The organism is Streptomyces sp. NPDC028314, from assembly GCF_055565795.1.
On sequence record NZ_JBVHTP010000004.1, the window covers coordinates 125,213 to 142,806 of the forward strand.

The following is a 17,594-nucleotide window of genomic DNA, read 5'->3' on the forward strand; positions in this document are numbered from 1 at the left end:
CATACAACTCCCCGGGATCACTGCATAGGCTGGGCCTCATGAGTGACGAGCGGCCCGAGAAGCCGTTGCCGGAGCTGAGGGCGTCGGATGCCGACCGGGACCGTGTGGCGGAGCGTCTGCGGGACGCCGTCGCCGAGGGCCGGCTGGACATGGAGGAGTTCGAGGAGCGGCTGGAGGCGGCCTTCAAGTCCCGCACGTACGCCGAGCTGGAGCCCCTGACGCGGGACCTGCCGGCGGTACCGGGAGCGGCGGCCCCGCTTGCCTCCGCCCATCCCGCGCACCCGGCGCACCCTGCTCCGGCCGGGTCCGGGACGGCGTGGCCCGCGCGGATCGGCGGGGCCGGCACCTCCGCCACGGCCGTCGCCGTCATGTCGGGGTTCCAGCGCAAGGGGCACTGGACGGTGCCCGCCCGGTTCAACGCGGTGGCGTTCTGGGGCGGGGGCGAGCTGGACCTGCGCGAGGCGAACTTCGCGCAGCGCGAGGTGGTGATCACCTGCGTGGCCGTCATGGGCGGCATCCAGATCATCGTGCCGCCGGGCGTGGAGGTCGACGTACGGGGCGTCGGGGTCATGGGGGCCTTCGACCAGCGCCCCGGTTCGACCCCCGCGGAACCGGGGGCTCCGAGGGTGGTGGTGACGGGCTTCGCCTTCTGGGGCGGGGTGGAGGTGCGGGTCAAGCCGCCGAAGGGGTCCAAGCAGCTGGGCCGGGAGAAGCCGCGCAAGGAGCTGTAGGCGGGGCGGGCGGCGGCGCCGGCAGGTATCCGGGGTTCCCCACCCGGGGCATCCGGGGCATCCGGGGCATCCCGGGATCACCCCCGGGGGTCATCCCTCGGGGGGACCGGTACGGCGCGCCGGGAACTCCTCGGACCTCCCGGGAGTCGGATGCTATGCAGACAAAACCGGCCACTGGGGGAAGGCAGGAGCGAACACGTGGAAGACGTGGAAGACGTGGACAACCGCATCAGAGCGGAAGCCGGGGCCGCCGCCACGGCCGCACCACCCACCCGCGGCGCCTTCGTGTTCAGCGCGGCGGACGAGGAGCGGCAGCGCGGCGTCCGCCGGATGAAGGCCACCGCCACCGGGCTGCTGCTCCTGGTCGCCCTGACCTACGTACTCGCGAGATGGGCGCAGCACACCGGCGCGGGCGCCTGGGCCGGGTACCTGGCGGCCGCCGCCGAGGCCGGCATGGTCGGCGCCCTGGCGGACTGGTTCGCCGTCACCGCGCTGTTCCGGCGGCCCCTCGGCCTGCCCATTCCGCACACCGCGATCATCCCGACCAAGAAGGACCAGCTCGGGGTCTCCCTCGGGGAGTTCGTCGGGGAGAACTTCCTCTCCCCGGACGTGGTCAGAGCCCGGCTGCACGCGCTCGGCATCGGGGGCCGGCTCGGCGCCTGGCTGGCGGATCCCGCCCACGCCGACCGGGTCACGGCGGAGCTGGCCGCCGCGCTGCGCGGAGCCCTGACCGTACTGCGCGATTCCGATGTGCAGGCCGTCGTAGGAGAGGCGATCACGAGACGGGCCGAGACCGCCGAGATCGCGCCCGGCATGGGGAAGACGCTGGAGAAGGTCGTCGCGGACGGCGGGCACCACCGCGCCGTCGACCTCATCTGCGCCAAGGCCCACGACTGGCTCGTCCTGCACGGGGACTCGGTCATGGACGCGGTGCAGGGCGGTGCCCCCGGCTGGACGCCCCGGTTCGTCGACCGCAAGATCGGCGACCGGGTCTACAAGGAGCTGCTCCGCTTCGTCACCGAGATGCGGGACATGCCGGCGCATCCGGCGCGGGGCGCGGTGGACCGGTTCCTCACGGACTTCGCCGCCGACCTCCAGTCGGACAGGCAGACGCGGGCGCGGGTCGAGCGCCTCAAGCGCGAGATCCTGGCGCGGGGCGAGGTGCAGGACGTGATCGCCTCCGCCTGGACCGCCGTCCGGGCGATGATCATCTCGGCGGCGGAGGACGAGCAGAGCGAGCTGCGCCTTCGGGTGCGCTCGTCGCTGATGTCCCTGGGGGCGCGGCTGGCCACGGACGGCCGGCTCCAGGGCAAGGTGGAGGGCTGGACCGAGGGCGCGCTGGTGTACGTGGTCACCACCTACCGCGCCGAGATCACCTCGCTGATCACCGACACGGTGGCGGGCTGGGACGCCGAGCACACCTCGCGCAAGATCGAGGCGCACATCGGGCGGGACCTCCAGTTCATCCGCATCAACGGCACGGTGGTGGGCGCGCTGGCGGGGCTGCTGATCTACACGGTGTCGAGGGTGTTCTGGTCCTGAGGGGGCCCAGGCGGGGTGCGCGGCGTCTGACGGACCGCGCCGCGCCGCGGCCTCGCCGTGCGGCGCCTCGGCGCGCTGTCCTGGCGCGCGGGGCCCCTCGGGGCGGGGGGAGACCCCGTGGCGCCCGAGGCCGCGTCCGAGGCCGCGCCCGACGCGGGGCAAGGCCCCCTCCGGGCACGGTGAGACCCCATGCCGCGGCCGCGCCCGAGGCCGCGGCATGGGGCTCGGACTCGGCCTCGGACTTGGCATCGGCACTCGACCGGCAAGGCCCGAAGGAAGCCGCGTCCTCGGCCGACAGAACCCGAAGGAAGTGGCGGACCTAGCCGCGGTCGGCGACGGCCCAGGCGGCGGCCGCGACCACCCCTGCGGCGCCGAAGACGGCCGGCCAGGCCCCGACCTTCTTGGCCAGCGGGTGCGCGCCCGCGAAGCCGGCCACGTACAGCGCGCCGAGCCCGGCCGCGGCCGGGGTTCCGGCCCGGCGGTGCCATTCCCGGCCGGCCGCGAGCCCGGCGGCGCCGAGGACGACGCCGCCCAGGGGGCGCTTCTTGGTCCAGCGGGCGACGGCGTAACCGCCCACCAGCCCGGCCGCCGCCACGATCGAGGTCGGTACCCGCTCCATGTGCCCCACTCCCTCTGCGCGTTCTGACGAAATCGTCTCGACGCCGACTCGACGGATGATCCGAAGAACCATCGATCCCACCGGCCCTACGAGGCTAACGCGGGCCCCGGGTGACCCGGCGGGCACCCAGCCCTCCCAGCACCAGCACGGCCCCGCCGACCACGGCGTCCGGCAGCCCGTCGCGTACCGAAGGCGGCAGCAACGCCACGATGCCGAGGACGAGGAGAAAGGCGAGGGCGCACCAGCCGGCCGCCCGAAGGAGTCTGTCCACGGCTGCTCAACGCGCCCGCCACGTCTGCCGACACGCGGAGCGGAGGGGATTTGTCGCACACTCGCCGGATCCGGGTGATGTCCGCCTCAGCAACCCGGAGCGCATAAATTCACTCTCCCAAGACAAACGGGAAAATCCCCACCAACACCACTGGCCCCACCCTCGACATCAGGAGCCCGGACATCGTGATCTGCTACGGACAGGCCGTCCTCGACCTCGCGGACGAACTGGTCGACGCCTACGCGGACGTCTTCTCCGCCCCACCGTGGAACGAGGACGAAGAAACCATTCGCCAGTTCGCGTCCCGCCTCCCGGTCGACGCCCGGCGCCGTGGTTTCCGTACGGCCCTCGCCCAGTCCACGGCCGGCATCGACGGCTTCGCCACCGGCTGGCTCACTCCGGCCGCCTTCCCGAAGAACCGCGCGTACGCCCAGGTCGCGGCCCAGCTCGGCCCGGCCCGCGTGAAGGAACTCCTCACCGGCGCGCTGGAGATCGACGAGCTCGCCGTACGCCCCTACGCGCGCGGCCACGGCACCGGGCGCGCCCTGCTCACCGAGATCACCGCCGACGCCCCGGACGGACGGGCCTGGCTGCTGACCTCCCGACTGGCCCGGGACACGGTGGCCACGTACCGCCGCCTGGGCTGGCACGAGGTCCCCGCGCTCCCCGGCACCGAGACGGGCGTGATCGTCTTCCTGGCCCCGGACCACCCGAACCGCTGACCCGGGGCCGCGGGTACGCCCACCCCCCGCCGGGCATACCCGCGCCATGATCACCCCCCACCCCCGCCCCACCCAGCCCCGCCCCACCCAGCCCCGCCCCACCCAGCCCCGCCCCACCCAGCCCCGGGCCTCCCAGCCCCGGGCCTCCCAGCCCCGGGCTACCCGCCCTCCAGCCGCCCAGCCCCCGGCACCCCACACCCGGGCGACCCAGTCACCGGCTCCCCAGCCCCGGGCTACCCGCCCTCCAGCCGCCCAGCCGTCGGCCGCAGCCTGCGCAGCCGCGCAGCGCCCCGCGGTACCGGGCCCGGCCGCACAGGGCCCGCCGTCGCAGGCTTCGACCACCCAGAGCCCGGCAGCACAGCGCCTGGCCGCGTCGATCCCGCCGTCGCAGTCCCCGGCCAGCCAGTCCCCGGCCAACCAACATCGGGGTGCCCAGCCCTCGGCTGTGGCCTGCGCAGCCGTGCAACGTCCGGCGCCGCAAGGCCCGCCTGGGTCGCGCCTGCCGTCGCAGTCCCCGGCCGCCCAACCCTCGGCCATGGCTTGCTCAGCCACCCAAGGCCAGGCCACGCAGGGGCCGCCCGCTCAGGCCCCGACCCCTCCACGCCCGGCTGTGCCGTGCCCGCTGCCACAGGCTTCGGCTCCCCAGGTCCAGCCGCCGACTGTGGACCGCTCGTCCGCGCAACACCCGTCAGCGCAGGGCTTGGCTGTGTCGAGGCCGCCGTCGCAGCGTCCGGCCCCCCAGGGCCCGGGTTCCCAGCTCGCTGCCTCCCAACGCCCGGCCTCCCAGAGGCAGTCCGGCCAAGGCCCGGTCACGCAAGGCCAGGCCACGCGGGCTCAAGCCACCCAGACCTCAGACTCCCAACGCGCGGCCACTCACACCTCGGCCCCACAGAACCAGACCCCCCAGCCCCCAGCCACCCAGCGCCCAGCCGCACAAGGCCCGCCCGCCCAGGCCCCGCCCCCCGCGCGCCGGGGTGCCGGGGACGGCGGGGACGGGGCGGCGCGGCTTGCGCGGCTGGCCCGGCGCCAGCTGAACCTGGCCACCCGCCACCAGCTCACCACCACCGCCGCAGTGCCCGACGGCACCGTCACCTCCCGTACCCGCCCCGGCGGCCCCTGGCAGCGCTTACTACCCCGCGTCTACCTCCTCCAGACCGGCCCCCCGGACCACCGCCAACGCGCCCTCGCCGCAGTCCTGTACGCCGCCGAGCCCGCCGCCGACCCCCTCTCGGGAGACTCGGCCGCCCTGACCGGCGGCGCCGCCCTCGCCCTCCTCGGCATCCGCGAAGCCCCGTACACCCCGGCCGACGTCCTGATCCGCGCCCCGCGCCGGATCGCCGCCACCGACGCCGTCCGCCCCCTGGCCACCACCCGCTGGCCCCGCACCATCGCGGTCTCCGGCATCCCGTGCACCCGCCCGGTCCGCGCCGCCGCCGACTTCGCGGCCCGCACCGAGGACCCCGCCCTCATCCGCTCGGTACTGGCCCACGTGGTCCAGGCCGGCTGGTGCCACCCGCAGGACCTGCACGCCGAACTCCGCACCGCCCGCCTCCTGTCCCGCCCCGCGATCGCCTCGGCCGCGGCGGAACTCCTGGCCGGCGTCCGCTCGGTCGCCGAGGCCCAGGCCCGCGACACCCTCTCGGTGACCGACCTCCCGACGCCCCTGTGGAACGCCCGCCTCTACACCCCGGACGGCGCCTTCCTGGCCAGCCCCGACGCCTACTGGCCCGACGAGGGCGTGGCCCTGGAGATCGACTCGGCCGAGTACCACTACACCCGCGACGCCTGGCACGCCACCCTCCGGCGCCGCCTCCGCCTGGAGTCCCACGGCGTCCTGGTGATCAGCGCGACCCCGTCGATGATCCGCGACACCCCGGCCGAAGTCCTCGCAGCCCTCCGCACCCTCCTCACCCTGGCCACAACCCGCCCCACCCCACCCACAGCCCTGGCCCGCGGCCACGTCCAACTGGAGCTCCGCTTATAGGCAGTGGGCTCAATCAGCGATCGCTTGACATCATGTGTCCATGTCTGAGCGATCAAGTTCTGTTGAGTTCGGAACTCCTGCCGGTGTGACCGAAGGGCAGTGGTTCAAGGGGCATAAGGAGCTGCACGCGGCGGGTCTCCATCGCTTCTCCGGGCGTGGGATCTCCGGTGTCGAGAAGACGGGTGCTGACTCGATCGTCCTCTCCGGGGGGTACGTCGATGACCGCGATGAAGGCGACTTGATCATCTATACCGGCGAAGGGGGGCGGGACCGCGACTCGGGGGAGATGGTGGCCGATCAGTCCCTTGCCTACAAGGGCAACGCTGCCCTCGTCGTGTCGCAGGCGATGGGGCATCCGGTGCGGGTGATCGAAGGGCTGGGAATCACGGGCGGCAAGCGTCGACGGGCGACGAAGGGTTACCGGTATCGCGGCCTGTACCGGATCTCCGAGCACTGGCACCAGGTCGGACAGGACGGCTTCGTCATCTGTCAGTTCAAGCTGTTGAAGTTGCAGCCGGGGGAGCAGGTCGCGCCACAGGCGGTCGACCCGCTGGAGGGAGCTGCCACCAACCTCGAAGAGCAGGTCCGCCGATACATCTCCCAGGACAGGCTCGTTCGGGACTCATCAGTGGTGCGCGCAGTCAAGGCCATGTACAAGAACACCTGTCAGATCTGCAGCCTCAGACTCGTCGTCTCTCCAGCGGGCGAGGCGTACAGCGAAGGCGCGCACATACAGGCCGTGGGGAAGCCGCACCTCGGCGTGGACAGGATCGACAACGTCCTGTGCCTCTGCCCCAACTGCCATGCGCTCTTCGATCGAGGAGCCCTGCAACTCACCGATGAGCTGCACGTCATCGACGGCCTCACCGGCCGGTTCCGCTCGGTGCTTGCACGGGCCAAGGGGCACGACATCGGCATCGAGTTCGCGCGCAAGCACCGAGAGCGCTGGGCCGGCAGGCTCACCAAGTAGGTCTCCCTACGCCCCGTGGCACTCCGCGTACGGCTTGCCCGAGGTGCACCAGCAGGGGGAGGAGGGGGTGGGGGGCCAGGGGGTGGCTTTGCCTCGGGCGGCGAGGGTGGTGGCGTACTCGGCCAGGAGGGACGGGGAGGCCGGGGAGGTCTTCTCGGACGCGGCGAAGGCCTCGTACGAGGGGACGCTCGCGGTGACGATGCCGAGGTTGGTGGTGCCCGAGGCGGCGAGGGCGCGGAGGGAGGCCTCGGTGGCGGCGAGGTGGGCCGCGTGGGAGGGGTACTCCGCCGTGAGGGTGGGGTACGAGGAGACGAGCTCCGCCAGCTCCGGCTGGGGCCAGTGGAGGATGGCCACCGGGAAGGGGCGGGAGAGGGCGGCGCGGCGGTCGCCGAGTTCGGCGCGCAGGCGGGCGATCTCGGCGCGGAGCTCGGCCGGGTCGTCGGAGCCCAGGGCCCAGATGCGCTTCGGGTCGTGGAGCTCGTCCAGCGGGATCGGGCCGATGTGGCGGGTGTCCGCGACCATGTCCCATTCGTCGTGCGGGAGCCCGAGGAGGCGGCGGACGCGGTGGCGGCCCGTGAGGAGGGCGGTGGTGGCCTGGGTGAGGGGGGTGTTGTCCGGGATGAGGAGGTTGGCGGCCTCGGTGAAGGTCTCCTCCGACGCGGTCAACTCGTCGTGGGCTTCGAGGGCTTCGGCGATGACCTCCCAGGGCGCCGGGTCCGCGGGTGCGGCGGCGCGGATGCCCTGGATGAGGGCGCGGGCCTCGGCCTCGTGGCCGTACTCCCACAGGTTCGCGGCCTGGAGCGCCTTGATGAGGTGCGGGTCGGCCGGATCGCCGGCCAGGAGTTGGTCGTAGAGCGTGCTCGCCCGTTCGCGTGCGTCGGCCAGTTCGAGGTGGGCCGCGGCCTGGAGGAGCAAGGGCTCCTGGTCCTCGGGGTAGCGGGTCGCCGTGCGGATGAGGCGCTCGGCTTCGGCGATGTGCTCGGCAGGCGTGTCGGGGCGCATGGTTCACACCGTACTGCCGCTGGTCAGTTGACGGGGGAGGTCTTAAGGTGCCGCCCGTGCGGGATCACGTACCTGTGGTGGTGCAGGGCAGGGGTCGGCGGGGCCGGCGGGCCGGCTTCGCGGGAGCGCTGTGGGCGGCGGCGGAACTGACCGTCACGGTCGGGCTGGTGGTGTTGTTGCTGGTGGTGCACCAGGTGTGGTGGACCAACCGGCAGGCCCTGGCCGCCGCGCGGGAGGAGGTCCAGGCCCTGGAGGACTCCTGGAAGTCGGGGGAGGGAGAGGAAGCGGGGGCGGGAGGGGATGCGGGGGAGTCCGGGGAGTCCGGGGAGTCCGGGCAGGTGGGCGGGGCGGGCGGGGCTCCGGTCGAGTCTCCGGTCGTGGAGAGTCCAGGTCCCGGTCCCGGTCCGGGTTCGGGGGGCCTGGGCGGTCCGTCCCCCGAGGGGCGGCCGGTGGCCGGCGCCGCCCGGCCCGTCGTGCCGCCCGCGCGCGAGCAGTCGTACGCCGTCCTGCGCATCCCGCGCCTCGGCCTCGTCGTCCCCGTCGCCCAGGGGATCGACAAGCGCGCCGTGCTGGACAAGGGGTACGCCGGGCACTACCCGGGGAGCGCGCAGCCCGGCGCGCAGGGGAACTTCGCGCTGGCCGGGCACCGGAACACCCACGGGGAGCCGTTCCGGTACATCAACCGGCTGAGGGCGGGGGACGAGCTGACAGTGGACGTGCGGGGCAAGAAGTACACGTACGTGGTCGGGAAGATCCTTGCCGAGACCACCGAGCGGGACACCGGGGTCATCGCGCCCGTGCCGCGCAGCGTGGTCAAGCCGGACTACGGCTACAGCGAGCCCGGCGCGTACATCACGCTGACCACCTGCACCCCCGAGTACACGTCGAAGTACCGGCTGGTGGTGTGGGGGACCCTGAAAGGCTGAACTCGTAGGGTGGGGCAGTGCGCGTGAGATGGATGAAACGTCCGCAGTTGCTCTGGCTTGGGGTTCCGTTCGTCCTCTTCCTCGGCGCCTTGCCCTTGGTGAACCGGGTGCATCCGCAGGTCGGCGGGCTTCCGTTCCTGTGGGTGTGGTTCATCGGGGCGACCCTGGTGACCCCGCTCGCCGTCTGGCTGGCCTGGCGGGGTGACCACCGGTGAGCCAGGCGGCGGTGGCCACCGGGGTGTTCGCCGTGTTCATGGTGGCGACCGTGGGGCTCGGGCTCTTCGCGGTGCGCGGGCGCGGCGGGGGTAGCGGTGGCGGTGGGGGTGGGGGCGGCGGTGGTCTCGCCGAGTGGTCGGTGGGCGGGCGCTCGCTGGGGACCGTGTTCATCTGGGTCCTGATGGCGGGCGAGGGGTACACCAGCTTCAGCTACCTGGGCGCGGCCGGCTGGGGGTACAACTACGGAGCCCCGGTCATGTACGTGGTCGCGTACATGACCTGCGGGTACGCCGTCGGGTACGTGGTCGGGCCGCTGCTGTGGGACTACGCGCGGCGCCACGGCCTCGTCGGGATCACCGACATGGTGGCCCACCGGTACGGGAGACCGTGGCTCGGGGCCGCCGTCGCGGTGCTCGCGACCGTCTTCCTGCTGCCCTACATCCAGCTCCAGATCACGGGGATGGGCGTGGTCGTGTCCACGATCTCCTACGGGGCGGTCTCGTTGGAGACGGCGTACTTCGTGGCCTTCGCAGTGACCACCGGGTTCGTGGTGGTGAGCGGGCTGCGCGGCAGCGCCTGGGTGTCCGTGCTGAAGGACGTGCTGGTCATCGGCACGCTCGGCTTCCTCGCCGTCTACGTACCGCTGCACTACTTCGGCGGCTACGGGGAGCTGTTCGACCGGCTCGTGGCCGAGCGCCCGCAGTGGCTGACGCTGCCCGGGCACGGGAGCGGGGCGGACGGGCGGGGGGAGCTGGGGATGGGGTGGTTCGCGAGCACCACCGTCCTCAACGCGCTCACCGTGGTCATCTTCCCGACCACCGTCGCCGGATACCTGGGCGCGCGCAGCGCCGACGCGCTGCGCCGCAACGCCATGCTGCTGCCCGCGTACAACGTGCTGCTGTTCGTGCCGATGCTGCTGGGGATGGCCGCGCTGTTCGTGGTGCCGGGGCTGGTGGGCGCGGACTCCAACCTGGCGCTGTTCAAGCTGGTCGTGGACTCGCTGCCGGCGTGGGCGGTCGGGGTGATCGGGGTCGCTGCGGCGCTGTCGTCGATCGTGCCGATGGCGGTGTTCATGCTGGTCATCGGCACGATGTGGGGGCGGAGCGTGCTGTCGCTGGTGCCGCGCTGGAGTGCGGGGGAGCGGCAGAAGACGGCCTCGCAGGTGGTCGTGGTGATCGCCGGGTCGGTGGCGCTGGTGATGACGTACGTGGCCCCCAACACGCTGGTCCGGCTCTCCCTCGTGTCGTACGAGGGGATGGCGCAGCTGGTGCCGATGCTGCTGCTGGGGCTGGTGTGGCGGCGGCTGACGGTCTTCGGGGCGGTGAGCGGTCTCGTGGCGGGGGTCGGGCTCGTCTGCGGGCTGGTGTTCACCGGCAACGACCCGGTGTGGGGGGCGAACGCGGGGATGGTGGCGCTCGCCGTGAACCTGGCGGTGGCGCTGGGGGTTTCCTGGCTGGGGCCCCGGGACGAGGCGGATGTGCGGCCAGACGAGGTGGTGTTGGCCCGTGACCCGGGGCCGGACGCGGGGAACGGTACGGGACCCGGGGCCGTTGTCGGTACGGGCGGTTAGTATCGATCGCGAGTACCCGATCTCGTACGAGAGTTCGTGCGGGAGGGGTTGTCGGCAGGCCGGGCTGTGCGCAGCCTGTGCACGGGAGGGGAAGGGGGCGGTCCGCATGACTGGGCGATCCGGCGCGCGTTCGTCGTCCTCCGCGTTCCCGTCCCCGTCGTTCCCGCTCCTGTTCTCGCGGGGATCGCAGCTGGTGGTGACCCTGCTGCTGCTCGGCGGGTTCCTCGGGCTCCTGCTCGGGGAGAACGGGCTGGCCGCCGCTGTCGTCGCCCTTGCCGCGGCTGTCGCCGTGGGCGCCGCCGCCCTGGCCGCGAGCCTCGTGCGGCCCGTGCCGCCGCACCGAATACGCACCGCGATCCGTGATCGCGAGCAGCGCACGGCGTTCCTGCCGCAGCGCGATCCCGACGCCTCCGGCCGCTCGCGGCCCAGGGCACCGGGCCGCCTCGTCCCGACGGCCGCGTAGGGGCGCGCACATCGCCTTGTCCTGCTGACTGATCACTGCTGTCGCCCCTCGCGGGTCGTCACGCCGAAATGCATCTCTTTCGACGTTCGACGAGACCCCTCGGAGGGCCCGCGTGTCCGTTTTCACCCACCTTGTTGCTGAGCTGGGCCGGCTGCTGGAGCCGGTACTGGCCGACTCCGCGACCGCTGCCGCGATCGTGCTGTTCACCGTGCTCGTACGGCTCGCCCTGCACCCCCTGAGCCGTGCCGCCTTCCGGGGTGCGACCCCGGCGGCGGGCTGCCTGCCGATGCTGCTCCAGCTGCCGGTGTTCTTCGTGATGTACCAGGCCTTCTCCTCGGCGGAGGTGGGCGGGGCGGCCAATGAGCTGCTGGGCCACCGGCTGTTCGCCGCGCCACTGGGGGGCCGCTGGGCCGACGCGCTCGGGGAGGGTGGCGTGTTCGGGGCGCCGGGGCTGGTGTTCCTCGGGCTGTTCGCGGCCATCGCGGTGGTGGCCGCGTGGAGCGCGGTGCGGGGACGGCGGGCCGCCGCGGCCGCGCCGCTGGTGCCGGCCGCCCTGCCTGCCGCCGCGGGCAAGAGCGCCAAGGCGGGAGCCAAGGCTGGGAGCAAGGCGGGGGGCGCGGTGAGCGCCAAGGCGGGCCCGAAGGCGGGTGGCCTGGGGAAGGCGGGGCTCGCGGCCGGGACTCCGCCGCAGCTCACGTCCGAGCAGCAGGCGGCGATGCGCAAGCTGGGCGGCGTACTGCCCCTGCTGTCGTTCGGGACGCTGATCACCGCCGCCGTGGTGCCGCTGGCCGCCGGGCTGTACCTGCTGACCACCACCGCCTGGTCGGTCGCGGAACGCGCCTGGCTCCAGTACCGCAAGGAGCGGCAGGCCGCCGATGGAGCGCTGCGTTCCAGTCTGTGAACAGGGTCTTGCGGATTGGTCGTGCATCTTGGAGGATCGACCAATCCTCCGATGGCCGCAACCCATCGTCCGGCCCGGGGCATGCCCATGGGCCGACCACCCTCGACCACGGGAGAATGCCCATGAAGCTGCTGCGTGTCGGACCGGTCGGGTCGGAGCGCCCTGCGCTCCTCGACCAGGACGGGACCCTGCGGGACCTTTCCGGCCTGATCACGGATGTGGACGGCGCCCTGCTGGCCGACGACTCCGTGCTGTCCCGGGTACGGGAAGCCGCGGCGTCCGGGGAGCTTCCGGTACTCGCCTTCGAAGGCCTGCGCATCGGTTCGCCGATCGGCCGCATCGGCAAGATCGTGGGCATCGGGCTGAACTACTTCGGGCACGCGGCGGAGGTCGGCGCGGAGCCGCCGGCCGAGCCGATCCTCTTCCTCAAGGCCGCGGACACCGTGGTCGGCCCGGACGACAACGTGCTGATCCCGCGCGGCAGCGTGAAGACCGACTGGGAGGCCGAGCTCGGCGTCGTCATCGGCGCCACGGCCCGCTACCTGGCCTCCGCCGAGGAGGGCCTGGCGCACGTCGGCGGGTACACGCTGGTCAACGACGTCTCGGAGCGCGAGTTCCAGATCGAGCGCGGCGGCACCTGGGACAAGGGCAAGAACTGCGAGACCTTCACCCCGCTGGGCCCCTGGCTGGTCACGGCCGACGCGGTACCGGACCCGCAGCGGCTGGACGTCAAGCTGTGGGTCAACGGTGAGCTCAAGCAGGACGGCAACACCTCGGACCAGATCTTCCCGGTCGGCGAGGTCGTGCGGTACCTGAGCCAGTTCATGACCCTGCACCCGGGAGACGTCATCGCCACCGGCACCCCGGCGGGAGTGGCCATGGGCCAGCCCGAGCCGAAGCCGTACCTGCGGGCCGGTGACGTGGTGGAGCTGGAGATCGAGGGCCTCGGCCGGCAGCGGCAGGAGTTCAAGAGCGCGTAGGGGCGCGCCCGGCCAGTGGCCGTGGGCCGCGGCCGATGCGGGGGAGGGGCGGATCGCCGGAGGGCGGCCCGCCCCTCTCGGGCTCCCGGGGGCGGGAGGTCTCGTACGCCGCGCACCGCTACCGGCGGGGCGGCGGGCCGGTGCCGGTGCCGGTGCCAGGCAGGCTGGTGCCGGGGTGCCGGGGTGCCGGGGTGCCGGGGTGCCGGGGTGCCGGGGTGCCGGGCCCAACGGGTGCCGGGGTGCCGGGTGCCTGGGTGCCGAGGTGCCGGGCCCACGGGTGCCGGGGCGCCGCGTCGAGGTGCCCGGCCGTCGAGCCGCCGGTCAGGACGGGTTCGTGGCCGCCCCGACCGCTCGGTAGCGACGCCGCTAGGCCCTGGCGTCAGAGTGGCTCCCCCAGCTACCGCCGGGAGGTGCCCCCCCGGGCCCGCGACGCCCGGCACCGGGGCTCGTCGCCTTGTCGGGGCGCCCGAGTACGTCTCGTACACGGGCGGCCCTCGGCCTTGCGATGCCTCCCCTCGCCCCTCCGCGGGCCTGGGGAGACCCCATGCCGCCGGACGGCGCGGGCCTTAACGGCGCCACTTCGACGACAGGGTCTAGGTCAGCTCCACCGTCACGCCCTCGCGCGACGAGCGGTGGGCCGCCTCCAGGACCGCCAGGCACTGCGCCGCCTCCGTCGCCGTGACCGGAGCCGGGCCGCCCTCGCGCAGCGCGGCCGCGACGGCCGCGTAGTACGCCGGGTAGTCGCCCGGCACAGTCCGCGTCGGGGTGCCGCCACCCGTCAGCGGCGATTCGCCCGAGCCCAGCCGCCCCCACATGTGCTCCGGTTCCACGCCCCACGGCTGGTCCCCGGAACCCGGCCGCAGCCCCTCGCGCAGGGCGGCCTCCTGCGGGTCCAGCCCGTACTTCACGTAGCCCGCCCGGGAGCCGAGGACCCGGAACCGCGGTCCCAGCTGCGCGGCGGTCGCGCTGGCGTACAGGTGCGAGCGGACCCCGCCCGCGTGGGTGATCGCGATGAAGGTGTCGTCGTCCGTCTGCGCGCCCGGACGGCGTACGTCGGCTTCCGCGTAGACCCGTACGGCCGGACCGAACAGCACCAGTGCCTGGTCGACCAGATGGCTGCCGAGGTCGTACAGCAGGCCGCCGATCTCCTCCGGCGCGCCGGACTCCCGCCAGCCGCCCTTCAGCTGCGGCCGCCAGCGCTCGAAGCGGGACTCGAAGCGCTGCACATCGCCCAGTTCGCCGTCGGCCAGCAGCCGGCGCAGGGTGAGGAAGTCGTTGTCCCAGCGGCGGTTCTGGAAGACGGACAGGAAGGTGCCGGTCTTCTCGGCGAGGGCGGCGAGTTCGCGGGCCTCGGCGGCGGTCGCGGCGAGCGGCTTGTCCACGACGACCGGAACGCCCGCGGTGAGGGCGGCCGTGGCGAGCGGGACGTGGGTCTTGTTGGGGCTGGCGATCACGACCAGGTCGACGGCCGGCGCCTGGCCCGCGCCGGCCCAGAGCTCTTCGGGGGATTCCGCGATCCGGACGTCCGGGTAGGCCTCACGGGCCTGGGCCTGGCGGCCCGGGTCGGAGGTGACGACCGTGTCGAGGACGAGCCCTTCGGTGGCGGACACCAGGGGGGCATGGAAAACGGAGCCGGCGAGTCCGTAGCCGATGAGTCCGACGCGGAGCGGGGAGGAGGCGTTCATGGGCATACTTTGGCAACAGCGTTGCCTAAGTGCAAGGGGAGTCGGCAGGGTGAACCAGGGCAATGAGGCTAATGAGCGCAATTGGGGCAGTCGGGGCGGTGTGAACCTGCCGGCCCTGCGCGGTCACAACGAGGCGCTCCTGCTGGACCTGCTGCGCGGCGCGGGTCCGGACGGGCTGGGCCGGACCGAGCTCGCCGCCCGTACGGGCCTCACCCCGCAGGCCGTCAGCAAGATCATGGTCCGGCTGGCCGCGGACGGACTGGTGGCGGAGGCCGGTCGAGGCGCCTCGACCGGCGGCAAGCCGCGCACCCTGCTGCGGCTGGTCCCCGGGGCCCGGCACGCGGTCGGGGTTCACCTGGACCGCGACGAGCTGCGCGCCGTCCGGGTCGACCTCGCGGGCGGCGTCGTCGAGCGGCATCGCGGCCCGCTGGACTTCGGGGCGGGCCCGGCGGTGGTGGTGGACGCGGTGGTACGGGCGGTCGCGCGGGTTTCCGATGTCGGCGGGGCGGGGCTGCCGCTGCTCGGGGTGGGGGTCGCGGCACCGGGCCCGCTCGACTGGCGGACCGGGGTGTTCGGGCGGGTGACGGGGTTCCCGGAGTGGGAGGGGTTCCCGCTGCGGGAGGTCCTGGCGGGGCGGCTGGGGCCGGACCTGCCGGTGGTGGTGGACAAGGACACCAACGCCGGGGTGGCCGCGGCGGGCCCCGACCCGGGCGGCTCCGTGTACCTGCACGTCGGGACCGGCCTGGGGGCGGGGCTGCGGCTGGCCGGCGAGGTGTACCGGGGGGCGCGCTCGGCCGCCGGGGAGTTCGGGCACCAGGTGCTGGAACTGGACGGGCCGGAGTGCCGGTGCGGGGGGCGGGGGTGCGTGGAGGCGCTGTGCCTGGGCGCGGTGGCGCGCGGGGACCTGGCCGAGGCGGCGCGGATCCTGGGGGAGGGGGCGGCGAACGTGGTGGCGCTGCTGGATGTGGACCGGGTGCTGCTGGGCGGGCGGGTGGTAGACGCCGACCCGGAGGTGTTCGTGGCCGGGGTCCGGGCGGTGCTGGCGCGGCGGAACCTGGCGCCGGTTCCGGTGGCCCCGGTGGCCCCGGTGTGGGCCTCGGTCCCGGTCTCGGGGTCGGCCCCGGCCCAGGCGCCGGCGGCGCCGGTGGTGGCGGTGGCGGTGGCCGGGGGCGGGGTGGCGGAGGGGGCGGCGGAGCTGGTGCTGGGCGGGTTCTTCGGACGGGTCGGTGGGCTGGGCCGGTGACCCGTGCGGGGCGGGGGCTCTGCTGCGGCGCCGCTGCCGGGGGCCGGGCCCGGGGTCCCGTCGCCTCAAACGCCGGCGGGGCTGGGTTTGCCAGGCACGGCCGGAGCGGCCCGGCGGGCGGAGGTGTTCGGCGGGGCCGGGGGTCGCCAGGTGTGGCCTGGGCTCCGGTGGTGTGGTGCGGCGCCGTTGCCGGGGGCCAGCCCCCGGGCCCCCGCGCCTCAAACGCCGGCGAGGCTGGGATTTGCTGGCCGGGTGGCCGGGTGGCCGGGTGGCCGGGTGGCCGGGTGGCCGGGCTGCACGGTGGCGGCTGGTCCGGCGGAGCCGGCCGGGGCCCGGCTTGACCGGGTGGGCCGATCAGGGGTAAACCGGGGCGACCCAGGCGTGGCGGTCCGAGAGGGGTCGGGCGGGCCTGGCAGGGTGCGGGCAGGCCGGGGTGATTGTCGCCTCGTCTGATCATCGTTCCCGTCCGGCGAGCTGCGAAGGTCTTCCATGCGACTGCGCAAAGCCCTTGCCCTCCCCGCCGCACTACCGGCCGTGCTGCTCCCGGCCGTCCTCTCCGCAACCCTCCTCCCCGGCCTCGCGCCCGCCGCCGCCGCGATCGGCCACGCCGCCTCCTCCGCAGCAGTCGGCCACGCCGCCTCCGCCGCGGTGGGCAACGCCGCTTCCGTCAACGCCGCCGCCGGCCATGCCCCCGACACCGCCGCGGTCGGCGCCACCATCACCACCGCCGCGGTCGGTACCACCGCCGCCTCGGTCGGCAACGCCGCCTCCGAGGTGGTGAGCCATGACGTCCCCGCGCGCGCCGCAGTGGGCCACCCCGCCCCCGCCGCAGCGGTCGGCAAAGCCGCGGTCGGCAACGTTCCCCTCGCCCCGCTCGGCAACGGCACTCCCGTCAACGCCCCGGTCGGCCACCCCGCCCCCGTCCCCGCCGCAGCGGCCGGCAACGGCACTCCCGCCGACGTCGCAGTCGACAACGCCCCCGCTGCCGCGGCCGGTACCACCGCCACCGGCCCCATCGGCAACGGCGGCGGCGCCTACCCCGCGCCCGCGCTGCCCTCCCGGGTGCAGGCCACCTGCGGCGACGGCAAGAGCACCGCCTTCCCCATCGGCGCCCGGATCCGCGGCGGACCGGCCGTCTACCGGACCGGCGGCGGGGCGCAGTCATGGTTCCTGGACCTGACCAACACCACCCGCGACGAGTGCACCGACATCCACCCCGTGGTCGTCTTCACGGACAAGGCGCGCGCCCTGCGTCCCGCCCACCTCCGGATGGAGTTCGACGCCCCCGGCGGCCCCTACCCCGTCACCCTGGAGCACACCGACCGCGACGAGATCATCGCGGTGTTCGACGGCGGCGACGCCTTCTCCGGGTTCTCCGTCGGCGCGGGCGGCTCCCTCACCGTCAAGGTGCAGCTCGCCTTCGCGCCCGACGCCCCCCACGGCGAGGTCGTCGCCGATGCCGCCCTCGTCCAGCGCAAGGCCGACGACGGCGACTGGGTCGGCGAGGCCGGCGGCTACCGGTTCTTCCTGGAGGGGCCGGACGAGCCCGTCGAGGCGGGATCGCTCGCGCACACCGGCCCCCGGGACTGGGCCTTCGGGGTCGGCGCCGTGGCCGCCCTCGCCACCGGCGGCGGACTGCTGATCGGAGCCCGCCGCCTGCGATCCACACCCTGAGGCCTGAGGCCCCCGGGGCCCCGCCCGTACGCCGACCCCCGTACGTCGACCCCGGCATGGCCGACCCGGGCACGGCCCCCCGACGCCGACGTGGG

17 protein-coding genes are annotated in these 17,594 nt (G+C 74.2%); 13 read left to right on the forward strand and 4 right to left on the reverse strand.

Annotation, left to right across the window (positions count from 1 at the left end; all coding sequences use genetic code 11):
• Positions 1-38: 38 nt before the first annotated feature.
• Positions 39-731 carry a DUF1707 SHOCT-like domain-containing protein gene (locus ACZ4TG_RS11515; protein WP_468161688.1) on the forward strand — a complete coding sequence of 231 codons (693 nt, stop codon included), beginning with the start codon at positions 39-41 and terminating at the stop codon, positions 729-731.
• 150 nt (positions 732-881) lie between these two features.
• A complete protein-coding gene (locus ACZ4TG_RS11520) occupies positions 882-2,273 on the forward strand; it encodes a DUF445 domain-containing protein (protein WP_468161690.1) in 1,392 nt (463 codons plus the stop codon).
• 319 nt (positions 2,274-2,592) lie between these two features.
• On the opposite strand, the gene ACZ4TG_RS11525 is transcribed toward ACZ4TG_RS11520, so the two are convergent.
• A complete protein-coding gene (locus ACZ4TG_RS11525) occupies positions 2,593-2,892 on the reverse strand; it encodes a hypothetical protein (RefSeq protein ID WP_468161692.1) in 300 nt (99 codons plus the stop codon).
• Between the two features lie 94 nt (positions 2,893-2,986).
• Positions 2,987-3,163, reverse strand: a complete 177-nt coding sequence (locus ACZ4TG_RS11530) for a hypothetical protein (RefSeq protein ID WP_468161694.1) — start codon at positions 3,161-3,163, stop codon at positions 2,987-2,989.
• 185 nt (positions 3,164-3,348) lie between these two features.
• Here ACZ4TG_RS11530 and ACZ4TG_RS11535 point away from each other — a divergent pair, with 185 nt between their 5' ends.
• The 3 genes from ACZ4TG_RS11535 to ACZ4TG_RS11545 all read left to right on the forward strand — a co-directional run bounded on the left by ACZ4TG_RS11535 (position 3,349) and on the right by ACZ4TG_RS11545 (position 6,839).
• Complete coding sequence (locus ACZ4TG_RS11535; protein ID WP_468161696.1) at positions 3,349-3,885, forward strand: GNAT family N-acetyltransferase; 537 nt, start codon at positions 3,349-3,351, stop codon at positions 3,883-3,885.
• 1,072 nt (positions 3,886-4,957) lie between these two features.
• Positions 4,958-5,869, forward strand: coding sequence for a hypothetical protein (locus tag ACZ4TG_RS11540; RefSeq protein WP_468161698.1), 912 nt, complete (start codon positions 4,958-4,960; stop codon positions 5,867-5,869).
• Between the two features lie 40 nt (positions 5,870-5,909).
• On the forward strand, positions 5,910-6,839 hold the full coding sequence (locus ACZ4TG_RS11545) for a YDG/SRA domain-containing protein (protein WP_468161700.1): 930 nt from the start codon (positions 5,910-5,912) through the stop codon (positions 6,837-6,839).
• A 6-nt stretch (positions 6,840-6,845) separates the two neighbouring features.
• On the opposite strand, the gene ACZ4TG_RS11550 is transcribed toward ACZ4TG_RS11545, so the two are convergent.
• Positions 6,846-7,841: an SEC-C domain-containing protein gene (locus ACZ4TG_RS11550; RefSeq protein ID WP_468161702.1), complete on the reverse strand. Its 996-nt coding sequence runs from the start codon at positions 7,839-7,841 to the stop codon at positions 6,846-6,848.
• A gap of 56 nt (positions 7,842-7,897) precedes the next feature.
• On the opposite strand from ACZ4TG_RS11550, the gene ACZ4TG_RS11555 reads away from it, so the two are divergent.
• From ACZ4TG_RS11555 to ACZ4TG_RS11580, 6 genes are all read left to right on the forward strand, one after another.
• Complete coding sequence (locus ACZ4TG_RS11555; RefSeq protein WP_468161704.1) at positions 7,898-8,767, forward strand: class E sortase; 870 nt, start codon at positions 7,898-7,900, stop codon at positions 8,765-8,767.
• A gap of 32 nt (positions 8,768-8,799) precedes the next feature.
• Complete coding sequence (locus ACZ4TG_RS11560) at positions 8,800-8,982, forward strand: DUF3311 domain-containing protein (RefSeq protein ID WP_468162102.1); 183 nt, start codon at positions 8,800-8,802, stop codon at positions 8,980-8,982.
• 38 nt (positions 8,983-9,020) lie between these two features.
• The gene (locus ACZ4TG_RS11565) at positions 9,021-10,553 is read left to right on the forward strand and encodes a sodium:solute symporter family protein (protein WP_468162103.1); all 1,533 of its coding nucleotides are present in this window, start codon (positions 9,021-9,023) and stop codon (positions 10,551-10,553) included.
• A gap of 106 nt (positions 10,554-10,659) precedes the next feature.
• Positions 10,660-11,016 carry a DUF6412 domain-containing protein gene (locus ACZ4TG_RS11570; protein WP_468161707.1) on the forward strand — a complete coding sequence of 119 codons (357 nt, stop codon included), beginning with the start codon at positions 10,660-10,662 and terminating at the stop codon, positions 11,014-11,016.
• 112 nt (positions 11,017-11,128) lie between these two features.
• Positions 11,129-11,917 (forward strand): YidC/Oxa1 family membrane protein insertase, encoded by a 789-nt coding sequence (locus ACZ4TG_RS11575; protein WP_468161709.1) that lies wholly within the window; start codon positions 11,129-11,131, stop codon positions 11,915-11,917.
• Positions 11,918-12,039: 122 nt separating this feature from the next.
• Entirely contained in the window at positions 12,040-12,897 is an 858-nt protein-coding gene (locus ACZ4TG_RS11580; protein ID WP_468161711.1) for a fumarylacetoacetate hydrolase family protein, read from the forward strand.
• A 593-nt stretch (positions 12,898-13,490) separates the two neighbouring features.
• Here ACZ4TG_RS11580 and ACZ4TG_RS11585 read toward each other — a convergent pair.
• Positions 13,491-14,582: a Gfo/Idh/MocA family oxidoreductase gene (locus ACZ4TG_RS11585; RefSeq protein ID WP_468161713.1), complete on the reverse strand. Its 1,092-nt coding sequence runs from the start codon at positions 14,580-14,582 to the stop codon at positions 13,491-13,493.
• Between ACZ4TG_RS11585 and ACZ4TG_RS11590 the strand changes: the two genes are divergently transcribed.
• Entirely contained in the window at positions 14,581-15,825 is a 1,245-nt protein-coding gene (locus tag ACZ4TG_RS11590; protein ID WP_468161715.1) for an ROK family protein, read from the forward strand. The two genes, ACZ4TG_RS11585 and ACZ4TG_RS11590, sit on opposite strands and share 2 nt — an antisense overlap.
• Before the next feature lie 489 nt (positions 15,826-16,314).
• Positions 16,315-17,499: a hypothetical protein gene (locus tag ACZ4TG_RS11595; RefSeq protein ID WP_468161717.1), complete on the forward strand. Its 1,185-nt coding sequence runs from the start codon at positions 16,315-16,317 to the stop codon at positions 17,497-17,499.
• Positions 17,500-17,594 lie beyond the last annotated feature (95 nt).